The following is a 20,618-nucleotide window of genomic DNA, read 5'->3' as shown; positions in this document are numbered from 1 at the left end:
GAGTTATCGAGTGATTAATATAAATGACTGCTAAATTAATGGCTTACAGCTGTAAGTCGAAAAAAGTAAATTACTGTTCTTAGGGGGGAAATAGGAGTAAAAGAGGGACTTTGACACCCTTAGCAGTTCTAGACTGACATTTTATCTATAATAAAGATGGTTTTTAAAACCAGCACTGCCATTAAAACAGTGCGATTTTTGCTTTGCATAGCTGCTCTACCGTAGCAGGTGAAACAACGACTTCAACTCCCCGCTTGCCCGCACTAACATAAATTTGCTCAAATGCTAAAGCACTCTCGTGAAGTAACGTGGGCAGCTGCTTTTTCTGCGCAAACGGGCTTATACCGCCAATTAAATAACCAGTTACCTTTTGCGCGTTTTGTTGATCTGCAAGCTGTGCTTTTTTCCCCATACACGCTTTAGCAAAGGCTTTTAAATCCACTTGTTGCGTGGCGGGAGAAACAGCTACATACAATTTACCATCAACGTCAATCAGCAGGGTTTTAAATACTTTTTCTCGGTCTAGGTTGAGCTTTTTCGCCGCTTCATTAGCAAAGTCGTGCTCGTTAGGGTCGTGCTCAAATTGCAGCACTTGGAACGCCACTTTCGCCTTTTTAAGTAGGTTAATTGCCGGTGTCATTACAAACTCCTTTTAAGCAGATGTTGATTTCTGTTATACCAAGAAACAAACGCTTATGCTATCGCCTTACGATGAGACCCATCATCCGTCAAAACAAAAATGCCCGCTATCGCAGCGGGCATTTTCAATAAGCTTAAGTTACTTAGTTAAGTCATCAAAGAACTTCTTAACGCCGTCAAAAAAGCCTTGTGCCTTAGGACGGTTCTTACCGTTGTTTTCACCCATAGACTCTTCAAACTCTTGCAGAAGCTCTTTTTGGCGCTCGTTTAAGTTTACTGGCGTCTCAAGGACAACTTTACAAATTAAGTCGCCTACTGCACCGCTACGCACAGATTTCACGCCTTTACCACGCATACGGAACATTTTGCCAGTTTGACTTTCCGATGGAATCTTCAGTTTTGCGCGGCCATCTAGGGTCGGCACTTCAATCTCACCACCGAGTGCTGCCGTTGTGAAGCTAATTGGCACTTCACAGTACAAATTGTTGCCGTCACGTACGAAGATTGGATGCTCTTTTACACTCACTTGTACGTACAGGTCGCCAGCTGGAGCACCATGCGCACCCGCTTCACCTTCGCCAGACAAACGTACTCTATCACCCGTATCAACCCCTGCTGGGATCTTAACGTTAAGTGTCTTCGTTTTCTCTACACGGCCTTGTCCGTGACAGCTGTTACATGGGTCTGAAATGATCTGACCTGTGCCCTGGCAAGTTGGACAAGTTTGCTGTACTGCAAAGAAGCCTTGGCGCATTTGTACTTGACCTGCACCATGACAGGTTGTACAAGTTTTAGGCTTAGAACCTGCTTTTGCACCACTGCCGTCACATGGTTTACAACTCACCCAAGTTGGTACTTGGATATCCACTTCCTTCCCACGTACTGCCTCTTCAAGACTTAACTCTAAGTTATATCTTAAATCTGCACCACGCTGTTGTCTTGATTGACGACGACCACCGCCACCACCAAAAATATCACCAAATACGTCCCCAAAAATATCGCCGAAGTCGCCAGCGCCGCCAAATCCACCATGACCAGCACCACCACCTTGTTCGAAAGCTGCATGGCCGTATTGATCATACATCTGGCGTTTTTGACTATCAGTCAATACCTCGTAAGCTTCTTTTACTTCTTTGAATTTCGCTTCGAGTTCAGCGTTACCAGCAGTACGATCAGGGTGATATTTCATTGCAAGGCGTTTATACGCCTTTTTAATGTCACGTTCACTGGCGTCTCTCGCAACACCTAATACTTCATAATAGTCAGGTTTAGACATTTTTATCACACTACTCTTTCTTGGCAACTTACATCGTTGCAAACTCTGCCGAGCTCTGTCGCTTGCAAATTAATGCCAGACAACAGTCTAATTTATAAACACGTAGGGCGCGACAAGCCATACAGCCAGCGCGCCCTCCTTCAAGAACTACAATTACTTGTCGTCTTTAACTTCTTCAAATTCAGCGTCAACTACGTCGTCGTCTTTTTTCGCTGAACCTTGTTGGGCACCTGCGTCACCGCCAGCTTGTTGAGCTTGCGCTTTTGCTTGAGCGATTTCCATAAGCTTTTGCGATTTCTCTGCTAGTGCTTGTGTCTTAGCATCAATTTCGTCTTTGCTATCACTCTTGATTGCTGCTTCTAGCTCGCCAAGTGCAGCTTCAATTGCTGTCTTGTCATCAGCTGGAAGGTCGTCACCCGCTTCTTCAACTTGCTTGCGTGTAGCATGAACAAGTGCATCAGCTTGGTTACGAGCGCCAACTAGTTCTTCAAACTTTTTATCTTCTTCTGCGTTTGCTTCTGCATCACGTACCATTTTTTCAACTTCATCGTCGCTTAGACCTGAAGAAGCTTGGATTGTGATCTTCTGCTCTTTACCTGTGTCCTTGTCTTTCGCAGACACATGTAAGATACCATCAGCATCCACATCAAAAGTAACTTCGATTTGTGGCACACCGCGCTGCGCTGGGCGAATACCTTCTAGGTTGAATTGACCTAGAGACTTGTTATCGCTTGAACGCTTACGCTCACCCTGTAGTACGTGAATTGTTACTGCAGACTGATTGTCTTCTGCTGTCGAGAAAGTTTGCGACTTCTTGGTTGGAATAGTCGTGTTTTTCTCAATTAACGCAGTCATTACCTGACCCATAGTCTCAATACCTAGAGACAGAGGACAAACGTCAAGTAGTAGTACGTCTTTCACGTCACCCGCAAGTACACCACCTTGAACCGCCGCACCAACTGCTACCGCTTCATCAGGGTTAACGTCTTTACGTGGCTCTTTGCCAAAGAATTCAGCTACTGTTTTCTGTACCAGTGGCATACGTGTTTGACCACCGACTAGGATGATGTCATTTACGTCGTTTACAGAAAGGTCTGCATCAGCAAGTGCACGTTTTAGTGGCTCGATTGATTGCGCAACTAAGTCTTCAACTAGTGACTCAAGTTTTGCACGAGTTAGCTTAACGTTCATGTGCTTAGGACCTGTTGCATCAGCAGTAACGTAAGGTAGATTTACCTCAGTTTGCTGTGCTGAAGACAACTCGATCTTCGCTTTCTCAGCCGCTTCCTTAACACGCTGCATCGCTAGCGGGTCGGTTTTTAGGTCGATGCCTTGGTCTTTCTTAAATTCTGCAACTAGGTAGTTGATAACGCGGTTATCAAAGTCTTCACCACCTAGGTGAGTGTCACCGTTAGTTGCTAGTACTTCAAAGGTGTGCTCGCCTTCAACTTCATCAATCTCGATGATTGAGATATCGAATGTACCACCACCTAAGTCGTATACTGCAACAACGTTGTCGCCTTGCTTCTTATCCATGCCGTAAGCAAGTGCAGCTGCTGTTGGCTCATTGATAATACGCTTAACTTCAAGCCCTGCAATACGACCAGCATCTTTAGTTGCTTGACGCTGTGAATCGTTGAAATATGCAGGAACTGTGATAACTGCTTCTGTTACTGGTTCACCAAGGAAGTCTTCAGCTGTTTTCTTCATTTTCTTAAGAACTTCAGCTGAGATCTGAGGTGCAGCTCTTTTCTCCCCACGTACTTCAACCCAAGCGTCGCCGTTGTCCGCTTTTACGATGTTGAAAGGCATGATGCTAAGGTCACGCTGTACTTCTTCATCTTCAAAACGACGACCAATTAGACGCTTGATAGCATAAAGTGTGTTTTTAGGGTTAGTCACTGCCTGGCGTTTTGCTGGCTGACCTACTAGTGTTTCACCATCATCTGTAAATGCAATAACAGAAGGAGTTGTGCGGTCGCCCTCAGCATTTTCAATAACGCGCGGCTTGTCACCATCAAGTACCGCTACGCAAGAGTTAGTAGTACCTAAATCGATTCCAATAATTTTACCCATGAATCATCTCCGACTTCAAAATTCGTTGTTCAGTTAGTTGATTTGATAAATAAGGTCACCGATTTGTAATTCAAGCGTCACAACTAAAAAAAAATGAAAAAATTTGAAATTTTTTTGCTTTTCGAACGTTTCGGTCAAAAATTCACCCTTAATTGCTTATTTTGAAACAAGTGAAGAAGAAAATACGCTGTATTTGACGCTTGATTACCTGGTTAGACCAGTTATGCTAAATGCAACATAATAAATAATGAGAAATGACAACATGACATTTGATGAAATTATTCAGTCGGAGCATTTACAGCAAGCGCAAACACAAATGACGTTTCCTGCAAGTTGGTGCCAAGGCCGCACTGCGTTTGGCGGATTGTCTGCGGCAATCGCGGTGCAAAGCATGAAGCATCAACTGACAGAGCCTCGTCGACTGCTCTCTGTGAGCGTAAATTTTGTCGGACCACTGCTAGAAGGCGCACCATTTACCGTTGCAACAACCATTTTGCGTAGCGGCAAAAATGCAACCCAAATGCAAACTCAACTGATCCAGTCAGGCGAAGTTTGTCTTATTGCTATCGGGTGCTTTGGCAAGGATAGAGAATCTGCTATCCAAGTTGCAAATGCGGATAGCCCTACTCTTTCAGATGTCAATCCAAAGGCTGTTCTTCCATATCAAGAAGATGTGATGCCTGCATTTTTCCAACATGTCGCGCTCAATGCTCAGCAAGGCGCTTTGCCATTTTCCGGCGCACCATCTTCAAATCTGGGTGGCTGGATGCGATTTAAAGCACAAACTACATCGGTAAGCGAACTACATACACTGGCACTTGCTGACTCATGGCCGCCAACGTTACTCCAGATGTGTAAAGCACCAAGCCCCGCCAGCAGTATGTCTTGGTACATAGAATTTTTGTGTGATATTTCACTCGACTCAGAGTCTTGGCTTGGCTTTGAAGCCGTGACTCACCATAGCCAAAATGGTTATGGTATTGAAGATGCAAAAATTTGGTCACAAAATGGCAAGCTGCTCGCCCTAAGTCGCCAAACCGTCGCGGTATTTGATTAACATTGATAAATTTGGGCGCATCAAGCAAACTAGCATAAAAGGAAATCAACGGATTTTTATGTGATTACAGCTTGCCCTGAATGCGATACGCTTGTTGAAATAGACTCTATCGAGTCCCAAAAGCGTGCGGTGTGCCCAAACTGTCGGTGCGTGTTGTGTCATGTACAAGGACACCAAAACCAATTAGTACAAGCCTTCAGCTTTTCTGCGTTACTATTTTTATTCGCAAGCTTATTTCCAGACTTTATCTCCTACACACAACACGGTATCACTCAAGTTGTAAGCCTCTGGCAAGCACTCATATTGTTAGCTGAGCATTACAGCTATTTTCTCGCTGGATTATTTGCCTTCACTATTTTAGTCATGCCTGTTGCCGTATGCTCATTGCTACTGCTTGCACACACCGAGTATTGGCAAATCATCAATGCGCACAATGCTCGGCATTTAGCAAAATTACTCTCAGCACTAAAACCGCTTAATCTCACCGATATATTTTTAGTAGCCGTGCTCGTAAGCGCTTTTAAATTAATGTCTTTCGCTGAATTGGAAATGGGCCTTGGATTTTGGGCCTATATTTTGTTCGTTTTGTGTTTTATTGAAGCCCTCTCACTTTTTGATCACGAGTATATGTGGCGTAATCAGACTCAATGTAATCGTCACTTGGCCGAACCAAAGAATTTATCTACCACGCTAAAACGTTGCAAGGTTTGTGGCTTTTTAGGTGAAGGCGAAAAGTGCCAGCGTTGCTACGCCAAACTAAAATACCGCAAATCTCAATCAACGCAAAAAAGCTTAGCTTGGATGCTCACCAGCGTCGTGCTACTTGTACCTGCTAATTTTCTGCCCATCATGGATACCATCAGTCTTGGGCTTCATACTCCTGCAACGATTTTTTCCGGCGTTCAAGTGCTTTGGGAAGCCGGCTCTTATCCCGTAGCAACACTTATTTTTCTCGCAAGTATATGTATTCCTATCGCAAAAGCGTTACTATTGAGTTACTTACTAATACGAGTTAAGAAGCCCAAAGACCCAATCACAGCAACAAAAGTGTACCGCTTGCTCGAATTTATTGGTCGCTGGTCGATGATAGATGTGTTTGTGGTGATAATCTTAGTGTCTTTGGTACAACTTGGTACGGTGCTAAATGTCGAGCCGGAAATTGGTATCGTGTTTTTTACTTTGATGGTGCTTTGCCAAATTGCAGCCGTTAATAGTTTTGATCCGAGATTATTGTGGGATAAAAATAGTCAATGACTACTCAAGCCGATATAGAAGACAAACCAAAATTTTCAGTGATTTGGATTATTCCAATTATCGCGTTGCTCATCACAGGCTGGATGTTATATCAACATCAGGCAAATAAAGGCCACACTATTTTTATAAAAATGACTGACGCAGATGGCATAATTGCAGGCAAAACTGAGGTGAGAGTAAAAAGCGTTAAGGTCGGGTTAGTCGAGTCATTAAAGCTTGAATTAGCGCAAAATGCAGTGGTTGCGAAAGTTAGGATTTTACAGCCCTATCGTGATTTATTAGCTGAAGATTCATCGTTTTGGGTAGTTAAACCTCGAATTGACGAATCCGGAATATCAGGCATGAATACGCTACTCTCTGGAGTGTATATAGAGCTATCCCCCGGTGAAGCGAAAGCACGTTCGAGCATATTCACCTTAATGGATGAACCTGCATTAATCGGCTCAGAAGTGCAAGGAAAACGCTATCAACTCGTGGCTTCAGATGCTGAAGTGTTAGACGTTGGCTCCAGTATATTTTTCCGCAACTATAAAGTGGGTCAAGTTGAGTCTGCACATTTTAGCGTCGAAAGCTTAAAAATGGAGTACGGTATTTTTATCTATTCTCCATACGATACGCTTATCACAGACAACGCTATTTTTTGGATTAGTTCCGGCATTGATTTTAAGCTGTCAACGGAAGGTGTTGAAGTGTCGACAGGATCTCTTGCCAAAATGGTTAAAGGCGGAATTTCTGTAGACTATCCACCAACCATGCCAAGTGGCAAAGAAGCACTCGAAAATAAAACCTTCGCCTTGCACAAAAATTTCGCAATGGCCTTAGAGCAACGCTTTGATCACTTCGATTATTATCTTATTGAGTTTGAGCAATCAATTCGAGGACTTCGAGCTGGTGCACCAATCGAATACCGCGGGATGCGGATTGGCACAATAGAGCAGGTACCAGCGACTGGTGTTAGCGATGATAGACCTTTATACTTTCAACAAAATAACACCTCTGTGCCTGTATTGGTTAAAATTGAGTACGGACGCATTTACGAAGATGCGCAACTTGCTCAAAAATATTGGTCAGAAAACATAGACAAATGGATTAGTAACGGCCTTAGGGCGTCACTAAAAAGTGGCAATTTATTAACAGGTGCGGTATATATAGAGTTAGACTTTTATCCAAGTGCAGAAGTCGTTAGTTCAAACAAAACGACTATTTACCCGGTATTACCCAGCGTTCCGAGCGGTATTACAGCACTTTCTGAACAGGTCACAAGCTTACTGAACAAGTTAAATGGGTTACCTCTTGAAACAACTGTTAAGGAACTAGAAGGCGCCCTTCAGCAACACAGGTTACTAGCAATGGAAATGAATCAACTCGTAGAGTCTATCAATAACAACAAGATAACAGACAAGGTTGGCGGCAATTTAACGAACTTAAAAGATACATTAAGCCAGCTCACATCAAGCTTAAAGCAATTTGAACAAACTATGACGCAGTACCAAAAAGGCTCAGGTGTCATGGATCAACTTAGTAATACCCTTGAGGAGCTTGAAAGCCTGTCCAATCGCTTAAAGCCTATTTCTAAAGGGCTGAATGAGCAGCCGAATATGCTTATTTTTAATAAAGAAAGTGGCGCGGATCCGCTCCCAAGGAAAAAATAAATGAAGACTGGCTCTGTGATATTTTTGCTTCTATTTTGTTTAACAGGATGTATAACTAATCCATCCCAACCGGTTAGTTATTATCAGTTAGAAGCAAATAATGTCGCAGGCGAAAAGCAAGTTGAGCTCAATCGTGTACTACTGATTGATAAAGTGCAGTTAATCGAACTGTTTGATCAACAAGCCTTGGTGCAATTTCAGCGAGACAATAGAGTAAACATCGCTAATTTCCATTTTTGGGCCCAACCCCCCGCCGATATGTTGACATGGAACTTAGTAAACGCACTAAATGGAACCAACAAAGCTACTGCAATTAAAAGCGATAAATTTTATCGCAATGCGCAAGAGCACCAACGCCTCGTTGTAGAAATTAATGAGTTTGCAGGGCACTTTGAAAAAGGTGCTGTGATGAGCGGGACTTGGTATCTTTATCAATACACAAAAGGGAGCTATCAACTAACTCAAGTGCAACCATTCCAATTTGAAACAGCTCTTGATCAGGATGGCTTTAGCGCTCTGGTTGCGGCACATCAGAGAAACTTTACTCAACTAACGACACAAATAAGTCAACAATTATAATTGACAATCAAACACCACCACAGGTGTTAAATCGTTATCAATTATTATTTTACCAATACGACTAAATCCCACTTTGTTAAGCAGGCTTATGCTAGCTGCATTACTTTCTAGCGTGATAGCACTCAGCTTAGGGTGGATCCCTTCTGATTTAACATATTCCATTAGCAATCTGGCAGCCTCGGAAGCATAACCCTTCCCTGTAAAATCATCTAAAAACGCGTAACCTAAGTCTGGAATATTAAAAAAAGGTCTTTGATATAAGCCACATACTCCGATGCTCGTATTGCTACTAAGTTCAACAACAACGTAAGGCGCTGGCGTACCGATTTGATAAGGAATTAGGTAAGCTTGCTCGATATGCTCCTCAGCTTGCTTTTGTGTTTTTATGCCTCTATCCCGAATGTTATCGATAAAACTTTTTTGATTCAAAAGCCTGAGTAAAAACCCCGCATCATTTAAATTTGCCTTTCTTAAAAAGATCTTTTCTCCCGTCACAATCACCATCTAGTCTCCGAAAATACTGTAATTAATTTCCGTTTATACTTTAGCATTTGCAAAAGCTAATAAAAAAGCTGGGAAACGAATTTTCCCAGCTTTTAATCATCACTGAAATACCGACTGATTATTGTTGGAATTTCACGTTTTTATACATCTGTTCAACTGAATCCAGCTTAGTTTGCTTCGGTAGATCTGCAAACGGTTCAGCTTGGAACTTGGCTCCACGTAATTGAATATTTAATCTAGCAGCATCGGTGTTCATTACAGTTTGCTGATAGTACGCTTTAATATCTTCTAATGTGACCGCTTCAACTGCAGCAATTAGCTTAGCTTCGGAGTCAAACGCCATATTTTCTTTGAACCAATCGCCCAATAACGGTTGTAGTTCTTCAGAAAGATTTTTTGGCTCTTCGGTTAATGAGACTAACACTGCATTTTTTAACTGCTCGAACGTTGCCTGATCTAACGCTGCTAAGTCTTTAGCATATTCATCTTTATACGCGTCAAAGCGAGCTTGCATACTCTTAGCATCTTTTACCGGTGTTTGAATATAGAAGCCTAGCGCTGAATATTCGTCAATAGCAACGCTGGTTGCACCAACCGCATACGCTAACTGCTCTTCGGTTCTCAGACGTTCAAATGCCGCTGTTCTTAAGTGCCCTTGAAGCACCATCGCCGCCGCCTTTTGTGCATAACCTTTGACTGGGTGCACTGCAAAATCGATTACGGCAACATCAGCAACGTCAATGTCTTGCTGCCATACGATTGTCTGCTTTTGCTCTGGCTGCCAATATTTAGCTCGCGCGTACTTGGTCACTTTTTGGCGTTTAGGCAACGCATTATCAAGCGTCTCTTTTACTGTTTGCAAGTCCGTTTTATCGTAGTTGCCATAAGCAAAAACGCGAACTTGGTTATTCGTTAAAATTTGATTTTGCACTTTATCTAGATCGGCCAAAGTCAAAGACTTAGCTGCTGATATCAATGCAGAATCATCATAGCTTCCTGAACGGATAAGTTTTTGATATACACCAAAAGCTTGTCTGAATGGGAATTCTTTTTCTTGGTTTTTAATGCCACGCACGTAACGATCAACAGCCTGATCAAATGCGCGTTTATTCGTTTCTACACGAACACCTGAGAGCGCATCTTTTAGCAATAATGCTTGTTTATCAGTAAAACCTGAAATATCTAGCATTACCCCATTTGCTGGGGTCAAGCCAAGGTGCATACCAGCGATACTCGCTTCCGTCATCAGTTTTGCTTTATCCAGCCGGTATAGATCGGCCCAAATCGACAGTGCAACCTCAGTTTTGATGTCTTTTAATGCACTTGGGTTATTCAAGTAGATTTTCAGACTGCCTTTAGGCTGCTGGTAGAAGCGCTCACTCGCGGCATGCCAAACCGTTACCCCATCAGTATCAATAACCTTCTGAACGCCCTTTTTCGCATCATCCGCAGATGTTTTCAGTGCGAAGTTTTCAGGTAGCAAGGTATTTACACTAGGAAGTGCTAAATCGAAATTTGCCTCTTCTTTCCATTTATCAAAATCGCTACGCTTTAAGTCTACGATCTGATATTCACCATCATAGAAGTGCAGTTTTGCGTCGGTAGGCTCACCTTTACTGATATACCATACCCGCATTTGCTCAGGTGTAAGTTGCTTCAAGACAGCCTTAACTGCATCAGCATCAAACTGCGCGTAGTAGTAGCTTGCATTGATAGCATGGTTCATTGGGTAATGCTGCATGCTATCTGCAAGGTTACTAACGTAACCAAACTCATCGCCTTTTTCTAAAAACCTAAATTGATTATTTAGCGACGTTTGGATTTCCTTGAAGTAACGGCTATCGACTCCTTTATCACGGATCATATCGATATAATCCAGTACTGTACCTGTGATTAACTCACGTTGCTTTAGGCCTTCATCGGTTAGCTGAATATCAATCTGCAACGTCCCGTAGTTGCCATAACTATTTGGAGTCGCGAATGCACTTAACGATGAGATTAAACCTTTATCTTTTAGAACTTGAGCGGGGCTACCCGCCATTTCATTACTTAGCAGATAAGTAATGAAATAGTTCGGCTTAACCGCAAACGCATTGGCGTTGTTCTTGATAGTAAAATCAAGCTGTAGAGTCTTTACGTCTTCATTCGGTTTATAATGGACCAACTTTTGTCCAACATTATCGAAGTTAAGCGATTGCTTGACCTGTGGCTTCTCGATGTTCTTATTCTTAATTGTCGTAAAGTGCTTTTTCGCTTTTACCACCATCTGCTCAATCGGCTCATTAGAAATCATGGCTAACTTCATGATATTCGCAGAGTAGTACTTATCATAGAAAGCAACAGTCTCTTGATGTAGCTTGCTTCCTTCTTTATCCCCTAACGTTTCTAGATTACCTATAAGGAAACGGTTAGCAGGATGTTCTCCCATCATGTTTCGTGCAAGTTTAAATTGACCAAAAAAGTCCATTTCACGACGCATAGACCACTCAGCATTCACTGCATTTTTTTCTTTTTCCGTGTACTCAGGGTAGAGCTTTGGAGATTTAAAGAAATCGGAGAACCTGTCTAACGCCTCGTCATAGGCATCATTGTTCACTTTGAACATATAATTGGTAATATCCAACCAAGTGTAAGCATTGTGTGCCCCACCGTTTTTGGTCATGAACTCAGAATAACCTTTGCTGTCTGGATACTTTTCTGTGCCAAGGAACAACATATGTTCAAGATAATGCGCCATGCCCTGCTGTGACATCGGATCGTGTAGTAGACCAACGCCAACACTCAGCGCGGCCGCTGATTTCGATACAGATGGATCTGATACCAAAATAACTTCAATGCCATTTTCTAAGGTTAACGTTTGATATTGCCTATCATCATTAGGACTTACAACCAGTTGCTCTGAAAGAAGATTCTCAGTCGTGCCTGAATGATTAAGTGAAGAAGTTGTACCACATCCAGTCAAAACTGCTAAGGTAAGTGTGCTAATTGCGAATAGCTTTTTCATAAAACAATCCATTATTGTGATAATTACTTTTTGGAACCAGACTATCATCGTCATTCAACTAAGCTTTTGCAATATAGAAATTTTTTGTTTTGTAACACTTCGTAAACTGAGGAGCCTATGCCAACATCCACTTATTTACTGCTCGCCGCACTATTTTTACAAACTCTGCTGACCTTAGTCATCATGGTCATTATGGGTAAACGTCGATTTAAAGCGGCACGAGAAAAACAGATCCAGTTTGATCAGTTCAAAACCATGGCGCTCGACAATGCGCCTGAAAAAGTCATTCTGGCTTCCCGAAACTTTACCAATCAGTTCGAAATTCCCATGTTGTTTTTTGTTGTTTCTCTCGCCGCACTCGCAATGAAACTTGTCACCTTGTGGTTCAGCATTTTCGCCTTACTGTTTGTAATTAGCCGTATTGCACATGCCTATGTTCATATCGGCAGTAATCATATTAGAACGCGTTTTCGCCTCTACCTTGCTGGATGTGCGTTCATTGTGTTGCAGTGGATCATATTACTTTTAACACTTATATAACTAAAAACGATAAAAATGCCATCCGTTTTAACTAATTGTTCTTTAATCTCTGAGTCAATTTGTTAGCATGGCGATGGCAAAAAGAACAACAGGGGCACATAGATGAAACAGGATAATGATATCTGCGATTTTGGACTTCATGCTGGAGAACCGTACTCCACGCTGCCGGCTAGCTTTTTAAACTGGATGATAGAAACAGACCATGCAAAATGTGAGTTAGCAAAGTTTGAACTGGACAGAAGAGTATCTGCGGTGGCACAAAACGCCAGAAAATATAGCAATTTTGAGTGTTAGCACTATTAAAATAATTATAATGATCTAGAATACGCGCATAATTTATCAAATAGCTTCTAAATTATGCGCAACTTACTTATTCTTTCAACGGCTTTGCTATTATCAGCATGCCATTTTTCCTCTCCTAAGCAGTCGCAACAAGCAGAATATCTAACCGTATTACACACCAACGATAATCATGGTCGTTTTTGGCAAAATGAAAAAGGTGAATATGGTATGGCTGCCAGAAAAACCTTAATTGACCAATTAAAGAGCGATGCCGAAAAAGCAGGACATGCCGTTATATTGCTTTCTGGAGGCGATATAAACACCGGTGTACCAGAATCTGATTTACAGTTTGCCGAACCTGATTTTAAGGGAATGAGTAAACTCGGTTACGATGCCATGGCAATTGGTAACCATGAATTTGATAACACTCGAGATGTACTAGCCAAACAAATTGAGTGGGCAAGCTTCCCAGTACTGTCAGCAAATATTCTTGATAATACAAATCAAATGCCAGCATACGAGCCTTACACAATTATTGAACGTGCAGGATTGACCATTGCTGTCCTTGGGCTTACGACAATTGATACTGTTAAAATTGCCAATCCAAAACATGTTCATGGCCTTACTTTTATTGAGCCTTTAACAGCCACAGAAAACTGGGTTCCTAAGATCAAAGCCAAATATCACCCAGATGTGATGATTGCTGTCACACATATGGGCCACTATCACGGTGCTAATCATGGTATCAATGCGCCCGGTGATGTAACACTTGCGCGCCGACTTCCTAAAGGTATGCTTGATTTGATAGTCGGTGGACATTCTCAAGAACCTGTCTGTGTCGACGACAATGGTAACGAGGATACGTCATTCGCTCCTGGCAAAACATGTAAACCAGATAATCAAAATGGTGTTTGGATTATGCAAGCACATGAGTGGGGTAAGTATGTGGGTAAAGCCGTATTTAGAATTGATGGTGATACAAAAACCTTGATTAGCTATAACTTAATCCCTGTAAACTTAAAAGATAAAGCTGGCTCTGTGATTGGTGAAACGATTCAAGAAGATCCGCAAATGCTTGCTTTTTTGAAGCCTTTTCAAGAAAAAGGACAAGCTCAAATTGCTGGTGCAGTAGGATACGTTGATAGTTTTTTAGATGGTCGTCGCAGTACAGTGAGATTTAAGCAAAGCAACCTCGCAGATCTTATCATTAATGCGCAAATGGCAGCTGTCGAAGCTGACTTTGGCATTATCAGCGGCGGCGGGATCCGAGATAGCATAGAACAAGGTGATGTCAGCTACAAAGATGTACTGAAAGTTCACCCTTTTAAAAATCGTATTACTTACATAGACTGGAAGGCCAGAGATCTTATTAATTACTTAAACATTGTTGCTAAATTCCCGCCTGACTCTGGTGCTTACTTACAGTTCCACCATATTAAGTTTGATATCAAGAATGATAAGGTAACCAATATTAGCATTGCGGGCGAGCCATTAACCAACGATAAGACCTATCGTATGAGTGTGAATAGCTATAATGCATCTGGTGGTGATGGCTATCCAAAGATTAATCATCTTCCTGAATATACTGCTACAGATCTAACTGATGCACAGGTTCTAAAAGATTACTTCCAAAAGAATAGTCCAATAAAAGCTATCGATTTATAGAAAGACAATCCAGTAAAGCGGTGTGACTCACCGCTTTACTGACACCTGCTCTATTTACCAATAATATCAACATCAGACTTTTTCACTCCGCTCAGTCCATAACTATGTAATTTGGAACGAGACCCTTCTCCGTGTGCTTTTGGCGGATAAAACAACACCTTTTTTTCTGGGAATGCGTCTAATACTTCGTCTAGTGCAGCTCTAATTTCACTTAGTGTTTTTTCTAAACTATTGGTGAAGTTTGGCCGTTTTCTTATAGTATGACCAAGCTCAACTAAACGATAAAAGTATTTATCCGCGAGATCCAATAACTCTTTTGGCATCTCTTTGTTTTGGTTGAGAATAGTGTCAGGGTTTACCTCGCAAAACTCAACAAGTGCCAAATAAAAGCATAATGGTTTATTGGCTAATTGAACACTGACTAATTTGTTTCTATTCGTTGTTACTGTTTTTGAGTACAAATCAATAACAAGCTTAAATTCCGGCAACTTCTCTAGTGTTTGATTTGAACTTACTTTTGCATCAATACCTTTTCTTCTCACCCAGTTGAACACCGCAACGCCGATAAGCGCCATAATCAGAGGGAAAATATAGGTAAATTTCGGTTTGGAGTCGTCTAATGACACCGCTACATAGAAATTTCTGTGTGGCGCAGACAATGTTAGCACTTCACTTTTTTCACCTTCACCTGCCCCAGACGTATTAATGTCAAGAACAGTTAAACGGGCACCTTGAGCGCCTAACGCAGCATTGAGTGAGTTTATATATTCTCTTAACTCAGTTTCATTACCTGCATAATGTAGAAAAGGATCTGCGACAGGTAAACGATTCATATCAATAGCAACGCGAAGCGCAACCGCTTCTTTTTGTTGCTTCAAAACCCGCTTAGTTTCAATACTTTGAGAAATGTAGAAAATGCCGCTAAACAATAACGCCAAAGCAATAAAAACGGATATATTGCGCTGGCTAACGTCCATATGCTTCTCCGATAAAGCCATAAGGTGAGGCTTCACATTGCCAGTATCGATCTACCTTATCAAAGTAACTCGATGTTCTTAATTGAGCGACTTGGTTAATAATTCCCTGCATTGCACAAGCTAGATCAGTGTTATTGTTGTTCATCTTTAAATACCATTTACTGCCGCTAACATTATTTGCAATTGGCGTAATGTAATTCTTCGAAAACCGCAACTCGTCTTCTTCGGACCAATAGGAGGCAATAATATCAACTTCACCAGCAGCTAGACGATCGCGGAGCGCTTGATGCGAGCTTAAATAGGTAATATCGAGCGCATTAATATCGATATCTAACTCTTTAAACGCACTTTTTGGTAATATGTGACCAGAGCGACTTGTTGGATAGTCTAGTAAGCCTATTTTTTTATCTAAGAAATAAGATTTAGATAATTTGGGTTTTTCTGTGTTTGAGATAAAAAAGGCGGAATAAGCCGGGTACCCTATAACAGGCTTATAACTATGCGTTGATTCAGCCATCAAAGCCGACATGATATTGTCTTTTGTTAAAATAAGATCGGCAATTCCCTTAGCTAAAAACTCTATTTGCTCAGCGAGGCTTCCTCCCCAATACACTTTCACCTGACCATATTGTCTAGTGACCACTTCATCTTCACACGCTCTAACTAAAACGTCTAACGCGAGACTTTTAATCGGAACATGTATTTTTAAAGTGTTGATATTGGACACTGAACGCGTTTTGCAAGTATTTGAGTACTGGACAACGGGATCAAGAATAAGAGGCTTTGCCGATATTAACCGAGCCCCTAAAATCCAGCACAATAATGCGCTTATAAACAACAAAGATACAATTGTTGATTTACTAGTCAAAATGTTACTATGTATCACTAATTGAAATAACCTATCCTTTCTTGACCGCTATTAGATCAATTTTCTTTACTCATTGCAATAGGTAATTTTACTAATAAATCATAACACCATGAATTTATTACTTTATTGACAGGAAATTATGAATCTTATTGAGTCCTTTTATTTTGTTGAAAAATACGGACAATTGGCCTCACTTTTCGGTTGGGAAGATTGTTCCCTTTTCTACAAGAGATACAAATGTTACGTAAAAGCTTGTCATTACTTTTCGCTGTAGGGATGACTATAACGACGTCAAGTGCACATGCCTGGGGTCAAAATGGTCATAGGATCATTGGCGAATTGGCGGAGGCGCATTTAACTGATCAGACTCGCGTTGCGATTCAACCGTTATTAGAAGGTGATTCTCTGGCTGAGATTTCAACTTGGGCAGATGAGATGCGTTCGGATCCAAGCACATTTTGGCGTAAACAATCTTCAAAGTGGCATTACATCAATATCGACAACCCAAAGGCAATGCACGAGCATGTTCATGCCGATTTGAATGACAAAGAAAAAGTAAAACACATCCTAGACGGTATCTACTACTCCATCAATACACTGAAGTCAGAATCTAAGTCAATCGATGAAAAGCGTTTTGCATTTCGTTTCCTAGTTCACCTTGTAGGTGACAGCCACCAACCATTTCACGCAGGTCGCGGTAAAGACCGTGGTGGTAACATGATTAAAGTAAAGTTTTTTGGCAGTGATTCAAACTTACACAGCACTTGGGACACCAAATTAATCGAAAATGAAAATCTTTCATTTACAGAATTCACACGTTTTATTCAAACCACAAATAATGAAATAATTGCTGAATACTTAGATAGCTCGCCAGCAGATTGGTTACTTGAGTCAAATAATATTGCTGAAAAAGTTTATAACAGCAATGAAACTGAAATAAGTTACGGTTACATTTATAAATATATGCCAACAGTTAAATTTAGGCTGCAACAAGGTGGCATTAGATTAGCCGGCCTATTAAACCAAATTTTCGATAAGGACTCGCAGCCATTAAAAGAAGCATTAAAAAAGACTTCTAATACTGCGAATATAAAATAACTTTAGTAAGTTCTGAAATATACGGGAAACAACAAAATGAATACTCTTTTACGCAAAACTTCGCTGTCTCTTGCTATTGCAGCAAGTTTAGCTGCAAGCGGCTTTGCACACGCAAACGACACAGCTTCTAGCTTAAAAGGTCAAGTAGTAGGTCCTATGGGTAATCCTGCTGCTGGTACAAAAATAACAATTATTCATACCCCTTCAGGCTCCGTAAAAACAGCCACAGTGAATGAAAGCGGTGTATTCTCTGCAAAAGGCCTTCGCGTTGGTGGCCCATACCAAATTATAATTGACTCTGATAAATTTGAAGATACTAGAGTTGATGATGTTTATTTATCTTTAGGTAAAACATACCCAGTTTCAGTTCAACTGCAATCACTACAAGACATTGAGCAAATAGTGGTAACTGGCCGTCCTTTAACTGCACAGTCTGGTGGAACAGGCCCCGCATCTCACTTTTCTCTGGCTGAATTACAAAATAAGCCTGCAATTAACCGCGATTTGAAAGATATTGTACGTACTGACCCTCGAATCTACGTAGACGAAAGCAGTTCAGGCGCTATTTTATGTGCGGGAGGTAACCCTCGGTTCAACAGCTTAACTGTTGATGGTATGCGAATGAACGATAACTTTGGCTTAAATAGCAATGGTTACCCAACTGAGCGGATGCCTTTTTCTTTTGATTCTATTGATCAAGTTGCTGTAGAACTTGCCCCATTCGATGTTCAATACGGTGGCTTTACTTCGTGTAACATCAATGCCGTAACAAAATCAGGTACAAACACATTAACGGGCGGTCTATTTTTTGACTATACCAGTGATTCGCTATCTGGTGATAAAATTGATGGTCAAAAGCAAAATATCGGCGATTATGACGAGAAACGCTACGGTTTTAACGCTGGCCTACCGCTGATTAAAGACTCTCTGTTCCTATTTACCAGCTATGAAAAGTTGGAAGGATCAGAGATCTTCGAATACACACCATTTGCAAATGGAAAAATCAGTCAGGCGAGCATTGACCGTATTACTGCAATAACGCAAGAAAAATATGGTTATGATGCAGGCGGTATGATCCCAAGTATGCCTGTAGAAGATGAAAAACTATTAGTAAAACTAGACTGGAACATCAACGACGATCATCGTGCAAGCTTCGTATATAACTATAACGATGGCTTTTCTTTGTCTCAATCTGATTCTGGTTCTGACAGGCTATCTTTATCGAACCACTTCTATGAACGTGGCGCAGAGCTCAACTCTTTTGTTACTTCAATCTATTCGGATTGGAGCGATGTGTTTTCGACTGAAGTCCGTATTGGTTATTCAGAGCTTGATAACAGTCAATTATCACTAGATCAAGCATCTGGTTTTGGCGAGTTTCAAGTAAATGTTGATGATGTCACTGTTTACTTAGGTCCGGACGACTCTCGTCAAGCAAACAAATTAAAGTACGATAACCTTTCTCTGAAACTTGCAGGTACCTATTACCTTGATGAGCATGAGCTATATTTTGGATATGAACGTGAAGAACTCGACGTATTCAATATGTTCGTGCAACACAACGAAGGTGAATATCGCTTTAGCAGTATTGAAGATCTCAGTAATGGCATTGCGCGCGTTTACTATGGCAATGCTTCATCACATAACCCTGAAGATGCAGCTGGTGAATTTAAGTACGCACTAAATACGTTGTACTTCCAAGATAAGTTCGACTTTATCGATTACGATATGACCATCACGGCAGGCGTTCGTTATGACTGGTATACCAGTGATGACGTACCAGCATATAATCCAAACTTTGAACAGCGCTTTGGCTTTTCAAACCAACAAAATCTGGATGGCGTTGACCTATTACAACCGCGTTTAGGTGTTAACTGGACTTACAATGACCAGCTAGAATTGCGTGGTGGTATAGGCCTTTACTCTGGTGGTAACCCAAATGTATGGATCTCAAACAGCTATTCAAACGATGGTATTCGTAACATCCAAACAGACAAGAAAAACCTTCAGTTGCTAGGCCCAAATGCAATTGCGTTTGTTGGCGACGGTAAAGCTGGTTTCGATATTCCTAAAGAATTATACGATACTATCTCTGCGGGTGGAGCTGATGATAGTACTAACGTAACTGACCCTGATTTTGAAATTCCTTCAGAGTGGAAGCTTTCACTAGGTGCAACTTATGTTACTGAATCTGATTATGTATTCAGTGTTGACTACTTATATACAGATAAACAAGATTCAGCAGTTATCAAGAATATCACATTGGCATCTGATGAAACTGCACCCGATGGCCGTCCAATTTACAACGATAATCTTCATTCTCGCGAATCAGACTTAATGCTAACCAATGTGTCCGGTGATGATGGTTATAGCCATGTTCTATCTTTTGGCATGAACAAGTCATTTGATAATGGTATAGATTTAGCACTTTCTTATGCATACACCGTTGCAAAAGATGTGCATCCAATGGGTAGCTCTGTCGCGTTTTCGAACTATCACAGAATAGCAACTGCGGATCCGCAAAACCCAGAAGTCGCGACTTCAGATTACGAAGTACCACATCGCGCAACAATGTCTCTATCGTATAAAACTGAACTATTTGATGGCTTAGAAACTCGCTTTAGCCTATTCGGACAGGCAAGTATGACAAACCCTTATTCATACACGTTTGATAACACGGGTATGTTTGGTTACGCTGACGAAAAACGCGACTTGTTGTACGTCCCAAGTGAAGGTGATCAACGAGTGGTCTTCGGTGAAGATTTCGATAAATCTGCGTTTGACTCTTGGGTTAATCGTGAGGGCCTTTCACGCGGTCAAATTCAAGACCGTAACTCGCAAGACGGCGAGTGGTTTGTTACTTTCGATTTAAAAGTTGAACAAGAGTTTGGCGGTTTTGCTGATGGACATAAAGGTTCTGCATTCTTCGTAATAAAGAATGTTGGCAATCTACTTAACGATGACTGGGGCACTTTAGAGCGTGGTACCTCAATGCAAAACGCAGTGACAGCATCTATCAATGACAACGGTCAATATGTGTTTGAGAAGTTCAACAACCCTTCAGGCACTGACTTTGAAATTAAACCATCGTTATATGAAATCCGTTTTGGCGTTAAATATAACTTCTAGATGATAAGTCTTGGTTGA

General features: G+C 41.3%; 16 protein-coding genes. 9 read left to right on the top strand and 7 right to left on the bottom strand.

Annotated features, from left to right (window positions below; translation table 11 throughout):
* Window positions 1–181: 181 nt before the first annotated feature.
* The 3 genes from ybaK to dnaK form a co-directional block, all read right to left on the bottom strand.
* Window positions 182–640, bottom strand: coding sequence for a Cys-tRNA(Pro) deacylase (gene ybaK, locus MHN32_RS05275; RefSeq protein WP_239421121.1), 459 nt, complete (start codon window positions 638–640; stop codon window positions 182–184).
* A 138-nt stretch (window positions 641–778) separates the two neighbouring features.
* Complete coding sequence (gene dnaJ, locus MHN32_RS05270; RefSeq protein ID WP_102058006.1) at window positions 779–1,915, bottom strand: molecular chaperone DnaJ; 1,137 nt, start codon at window positions 1,913–1,915, stop codon at window positions 779–781.
* Between the two features lie 153 nt (window positions 1,916–2,068).
* Entirely contained in the window at window positions 2,069–3,991 is a 1,923-nt protein-coding gene (gene dnaK, locus MHN32_RS05265) for a molecular chaperone DnaK (RefSeq protein ID WP_102058005.1), read from the bottom strand.
* A gap of 262 nt (window positions 3,992–4,253) precedes the next feature.
* Here dnaK and MHN32_RS05260 point away from each other — a divergent pair, with 262 nt between their 5' ends.
* The 4 genes from MHN32_RS05260 to MHN32_RS05245 are packed head-to-tail and all read left to right on the top strand — an operon-like array spanning window position 4,254 to window position 8,533.
* Complete coding sequence (locus MHN32_RS05260; protein ID WP_206471947.1) at window positions 4,254–5,048, top strand: thioesterase family protein; 795 nt, start codon at window positions 4,254–4,256, stop codon at window positions 5,046–5,048.
* 60 nt (window positions 5,049–5,108) lie between these two features.
* On the top strand, window positions 5,109–6,302 hold the full coding sequence (locus MHN32_RS05255; protein WP_206471946.1) for a PqiA/YebS family transporter subunit: 1,194 nt from the start codon (window positions 5,109–5,111) through the stop codon (window positions 6,300–6,302).
* Window positions 6,299–7,954, top strand: a complete 1,656-nt coding sequence (pqiB, locus tag MHN32_RS05250) for an intermembrane transport protein PqiB (protein WP_239421120.1) — start codon at window positions 6,299–6,301, stop codon at window positions 7,952–7,954. The genes MHN32_RS05255 and pqiB overlap by 4 nt, the downstream gene beginning before the upstream one ends.
* The gene (locus tag MHN32_RS05245; protein ID WP_174169266.1) at window positions 7,955–8,533 is read left to right on the top strand and encodes an ABC-type transport auxiliary lipoprotein family protein; all 579 of its coding nucleotides are present in this window, start codon (window positions 7,955–7,957) and stop codon (window positions 8,531–8,533) included. It abuts the gene before it with no gap.
* On the opposite strand, the gene MHN32_RS05240 is transcribed toward MHN32_RS05245, so the two are convergent.
* Both MHN32_RS05240 and MHN32_RS05235 read right to left on the bottom strand, forming a co-directional pair.
* Window positions 8,528–9,037 (bottom strand): GNAT family N-acetyltransferase, encoded by a 510-nt coding sequence (locus MHN32_RS05240; protein WP_010605348.1) that lies wholly within the window; start codon window positions 9,035–9,037, stop codon window positions 8,528–8,530. The genes MHN32_RS05245 and MHN32_RS05240 overlap by 6 nt on opposite strands.
* A 118-nt stretch (window positions 9,038–9,155) precedes the next feature.
* Window positions 9,156–12,041 carry an insulinase family protein gene (locus MHN32_RS05235; RefSeq protein ID WP_174169268.1) on the bottom strand — a complete coding sequence of 962 codons (2,886 nt, stop codon included), beginning with the start codon at window positions 12,039–12,041 and terminating at the stop codon, window positions 9,156–9,158.
* 117 nt (window positions 12,042–12,158) lie between these two features.
* Between MHN32_RS05235 and MHN32_RS05230 the strand changes: the two genes are divergently transcribed.
* From MHN32_RS05230 to ushA, 3 genes are all read left to right on the top strand, one after another.
* The gene (locus MHN32_RS05230) at window positions 12,159–12,581 is read left to right on the top strand and encodes an MAPEG family protein (protein WP_211865679.1); all 423 of its coding nucleotides are present in this window, start codon (window positions 12,159–12,161) and stop codon (window positions 12,579–12,581) included.
* Window positions 12,582–12,683: 102 nt separating this feature from the next.
* Window positions 12,684–12,875, top strand: a complete 192-nt coding sequence (locus MHN32_RS05225) for a hypothetical protein (RefSeq protein WP_010605345.1) — start codon at window positions 12,684–12,686, stop codon at window positions 12,873–12,875.
* A 63-nt stretch (window positions 12,876–12,938) separates the two neighbouring features.
* The gene (ushA, locus tag MHN32_RS05220; RefSeq protein WP_211865681.1) at window positions 12,939–14,528 is read left to right on the top strand and encodes a bifunctional UDP-sugar hydrolase/5'-nucleotidase UshA; all 1,590 of its coding nucleotides are present in this window, start codon (window positions 12,939–12,941) and stop codon (window positions 14,526–14,528) included.
* A 50-nt stretch (window positions 14,529–14,578) separates the two neighbouring features.
* Here the strand turns inward: ushA and MHN32_RS05215 are convergent, their stop codons facing one another.
* The gene (locus MHN32_RS05215) at window positions 14,579–15,505 is read right to left on the bottom strand and encodes a hypothetical protein (RefSeq protein WP_102058000.1); all 927 of its coding nucleotides are present in this window, start codon (window positions 15,503–15,505) and stop codon (window positions 14,579–14,581) included.
* Window positions 15,495–16,232: a PhnD/SsuA/transferrin family substrate-binding protein gene (locus MHN32_RS05210; protein ID WP_239421119.1), complete on the bottom strand. Its 738-nt coding sequence runs from the start codon at window positions 16,230–16,232 to the stop codon at window positions 15,495–15,497. The genes MHN32_RS05215 and MHN32_RS05210 overlap by 11 nt, the downstream gene beginning before the upstream one ends.
* 378 nt (window positions 16,233–16,610) lie before the next feature.
* Between MHN32_RS05210 and MHN32_RS05205 the strand changes: the two genes are divergently transcribed.
* Window positions 16,611–17,471 (top strand): S1/P1 nuclease, encoded by an 861-nt coding sequence (locus MHN32_RS05205; protein WP_010605341.1) that lies wholly within the window; start codon window positions 16,611–16,613, stop codon window positions 17,469–17,471.
* 36 nt (window positions 17,472–17,507) lie between these two features.
* Window positions 17,508–20,600: a TonB-dependent receptor gene (locus MHN32_RS05200; protein ID WP_239421118.1), complete on the top strand. Its 3,093-nt coding sequence runs from the start codon at window positions 17,508–17,510 to the stop codon at window positions 20,598–20,600.
* The last annotated feature ends 18 nt before the right edge of the window (window positions 20,601–20,618 follow it).

The sequence above is a fragment of the Pseudoalteromonas sp. Of11M-6 genome (genome assembly GCF_022347905.1).
Lineage (GTDB): Bacteria > Pseudomonadota > Gammaproteobacteria > Enterobacterales > Alteromonadaceae > Pseudoalteromonas.
The sequence above is the reverse complement of the archived record's forward strand: the minus strand, read 5'-3'. Positions and strand labels throughout refer to the sequence as shown.

What these genes read in the sequence shown, in the direction of transcription:
- ushA (WP_211865681.1), top strand. Translation starts at nt 12,939, where the DNA reads ATGCGCAACTTACTTATTCTTTCAACGGCTTTGCTATTATCAGCATGC.
- dnaJ (WP_102058006.1), bottom strand. Translation starts at nt 1,915, where the DNA reads ATGTCTAAACCTGACTATTATGAAGTATTAGGTGTTGCGAGAGACGCC.
- MHN32_RS05230 (WP_211865679.1), top strand. Translation starts at nt 12,159, where the DNA reads ATGCCAACATCCACTTATTTACTGCTCGCCGCACTATTTTTACAAACT.
- ybaK (WP_239421121.1), bottom strand. Translation starts at nt 640, where the DNA reads ATGACACCGGCAATTAACCTACTTAAAAAGGCGAAAGTGGCGTTCCAA.
- MHN32_RS05215 (WP_102058000.1), bottom strand. Translation starts at nt 15,505, where the DNA reads ATGGACGTTAGCCAGCGCAATATATCCGTTTTTATTGCTTTGGCGTTA.
- MHN32_RS05240 (WP_010605348.1), bottom strand. Translation starts at nt 9,037, where the DNA reads ATGGTGATTGTGACGGGAGAAAAGATCTTTTTAAGAAAGGCAAATTTA.
- MHN32_RS05200 (WP_239421118.1), top strand. Translation starts at nt 17,508, where the DNA reads ATGAATACTCTTTTACGCAAAACTTCGCTGTCTCTTGCTATTGCAGCA.
- MHN32_RS05225 (WP_010605345.1), top strand. Translation starts at nt 12,684, where the DNA reads ATGAAACAGGATAATGATATCTGCGATTTTGGACTTCATGCTGGAGAA.
- MHN32_RS05205 (WP_010605341.1), top strand. Translation starts at nt 16,611, where the DNA reads ATGTTACGTAAAAGCTTGTCATTACTTTTCGCTGTAGGGATGACTATA.
- MHN32_RS05245 (WP_174169266.1), top strand. Translation starts at nt 7,955, where the DNA reads ATGAAGACTGGCTCTGTGATATTTTTGCTTCTATTTTGTTTAACAGGA.
- MHN32_RS05260 (WP_206471947.1), top strand. Translation starts at nt 4,254, where the DNA reads ATGACATTTGATGAAATTATTCAGTCGGAGCATTTACAGCAAGCGCAA.
- pqiB (WP_239421120.1), top strand. Translation starts at nt 6,299, where the DNA reads ATGACTACTCAAGCCGATATAGAAGACAAACCAAAATTTTCAGTGATT.
- dnaK (WP_102058005.1), bottom strand. Translation starts at nt 3,991, where the DNA reads ATGGGTAAAATTATTGGAATCGATTTAGGTACTACTAACTCTTGCGTA.
- MHN32_RS05235 (WP_174169268.1), bottom strand. Translation starts at nt 12,041, where the DNA reads ATGAAAAAGCTATTCGCAATTAGCACACTTACCTTAGCAGTTTTGACT.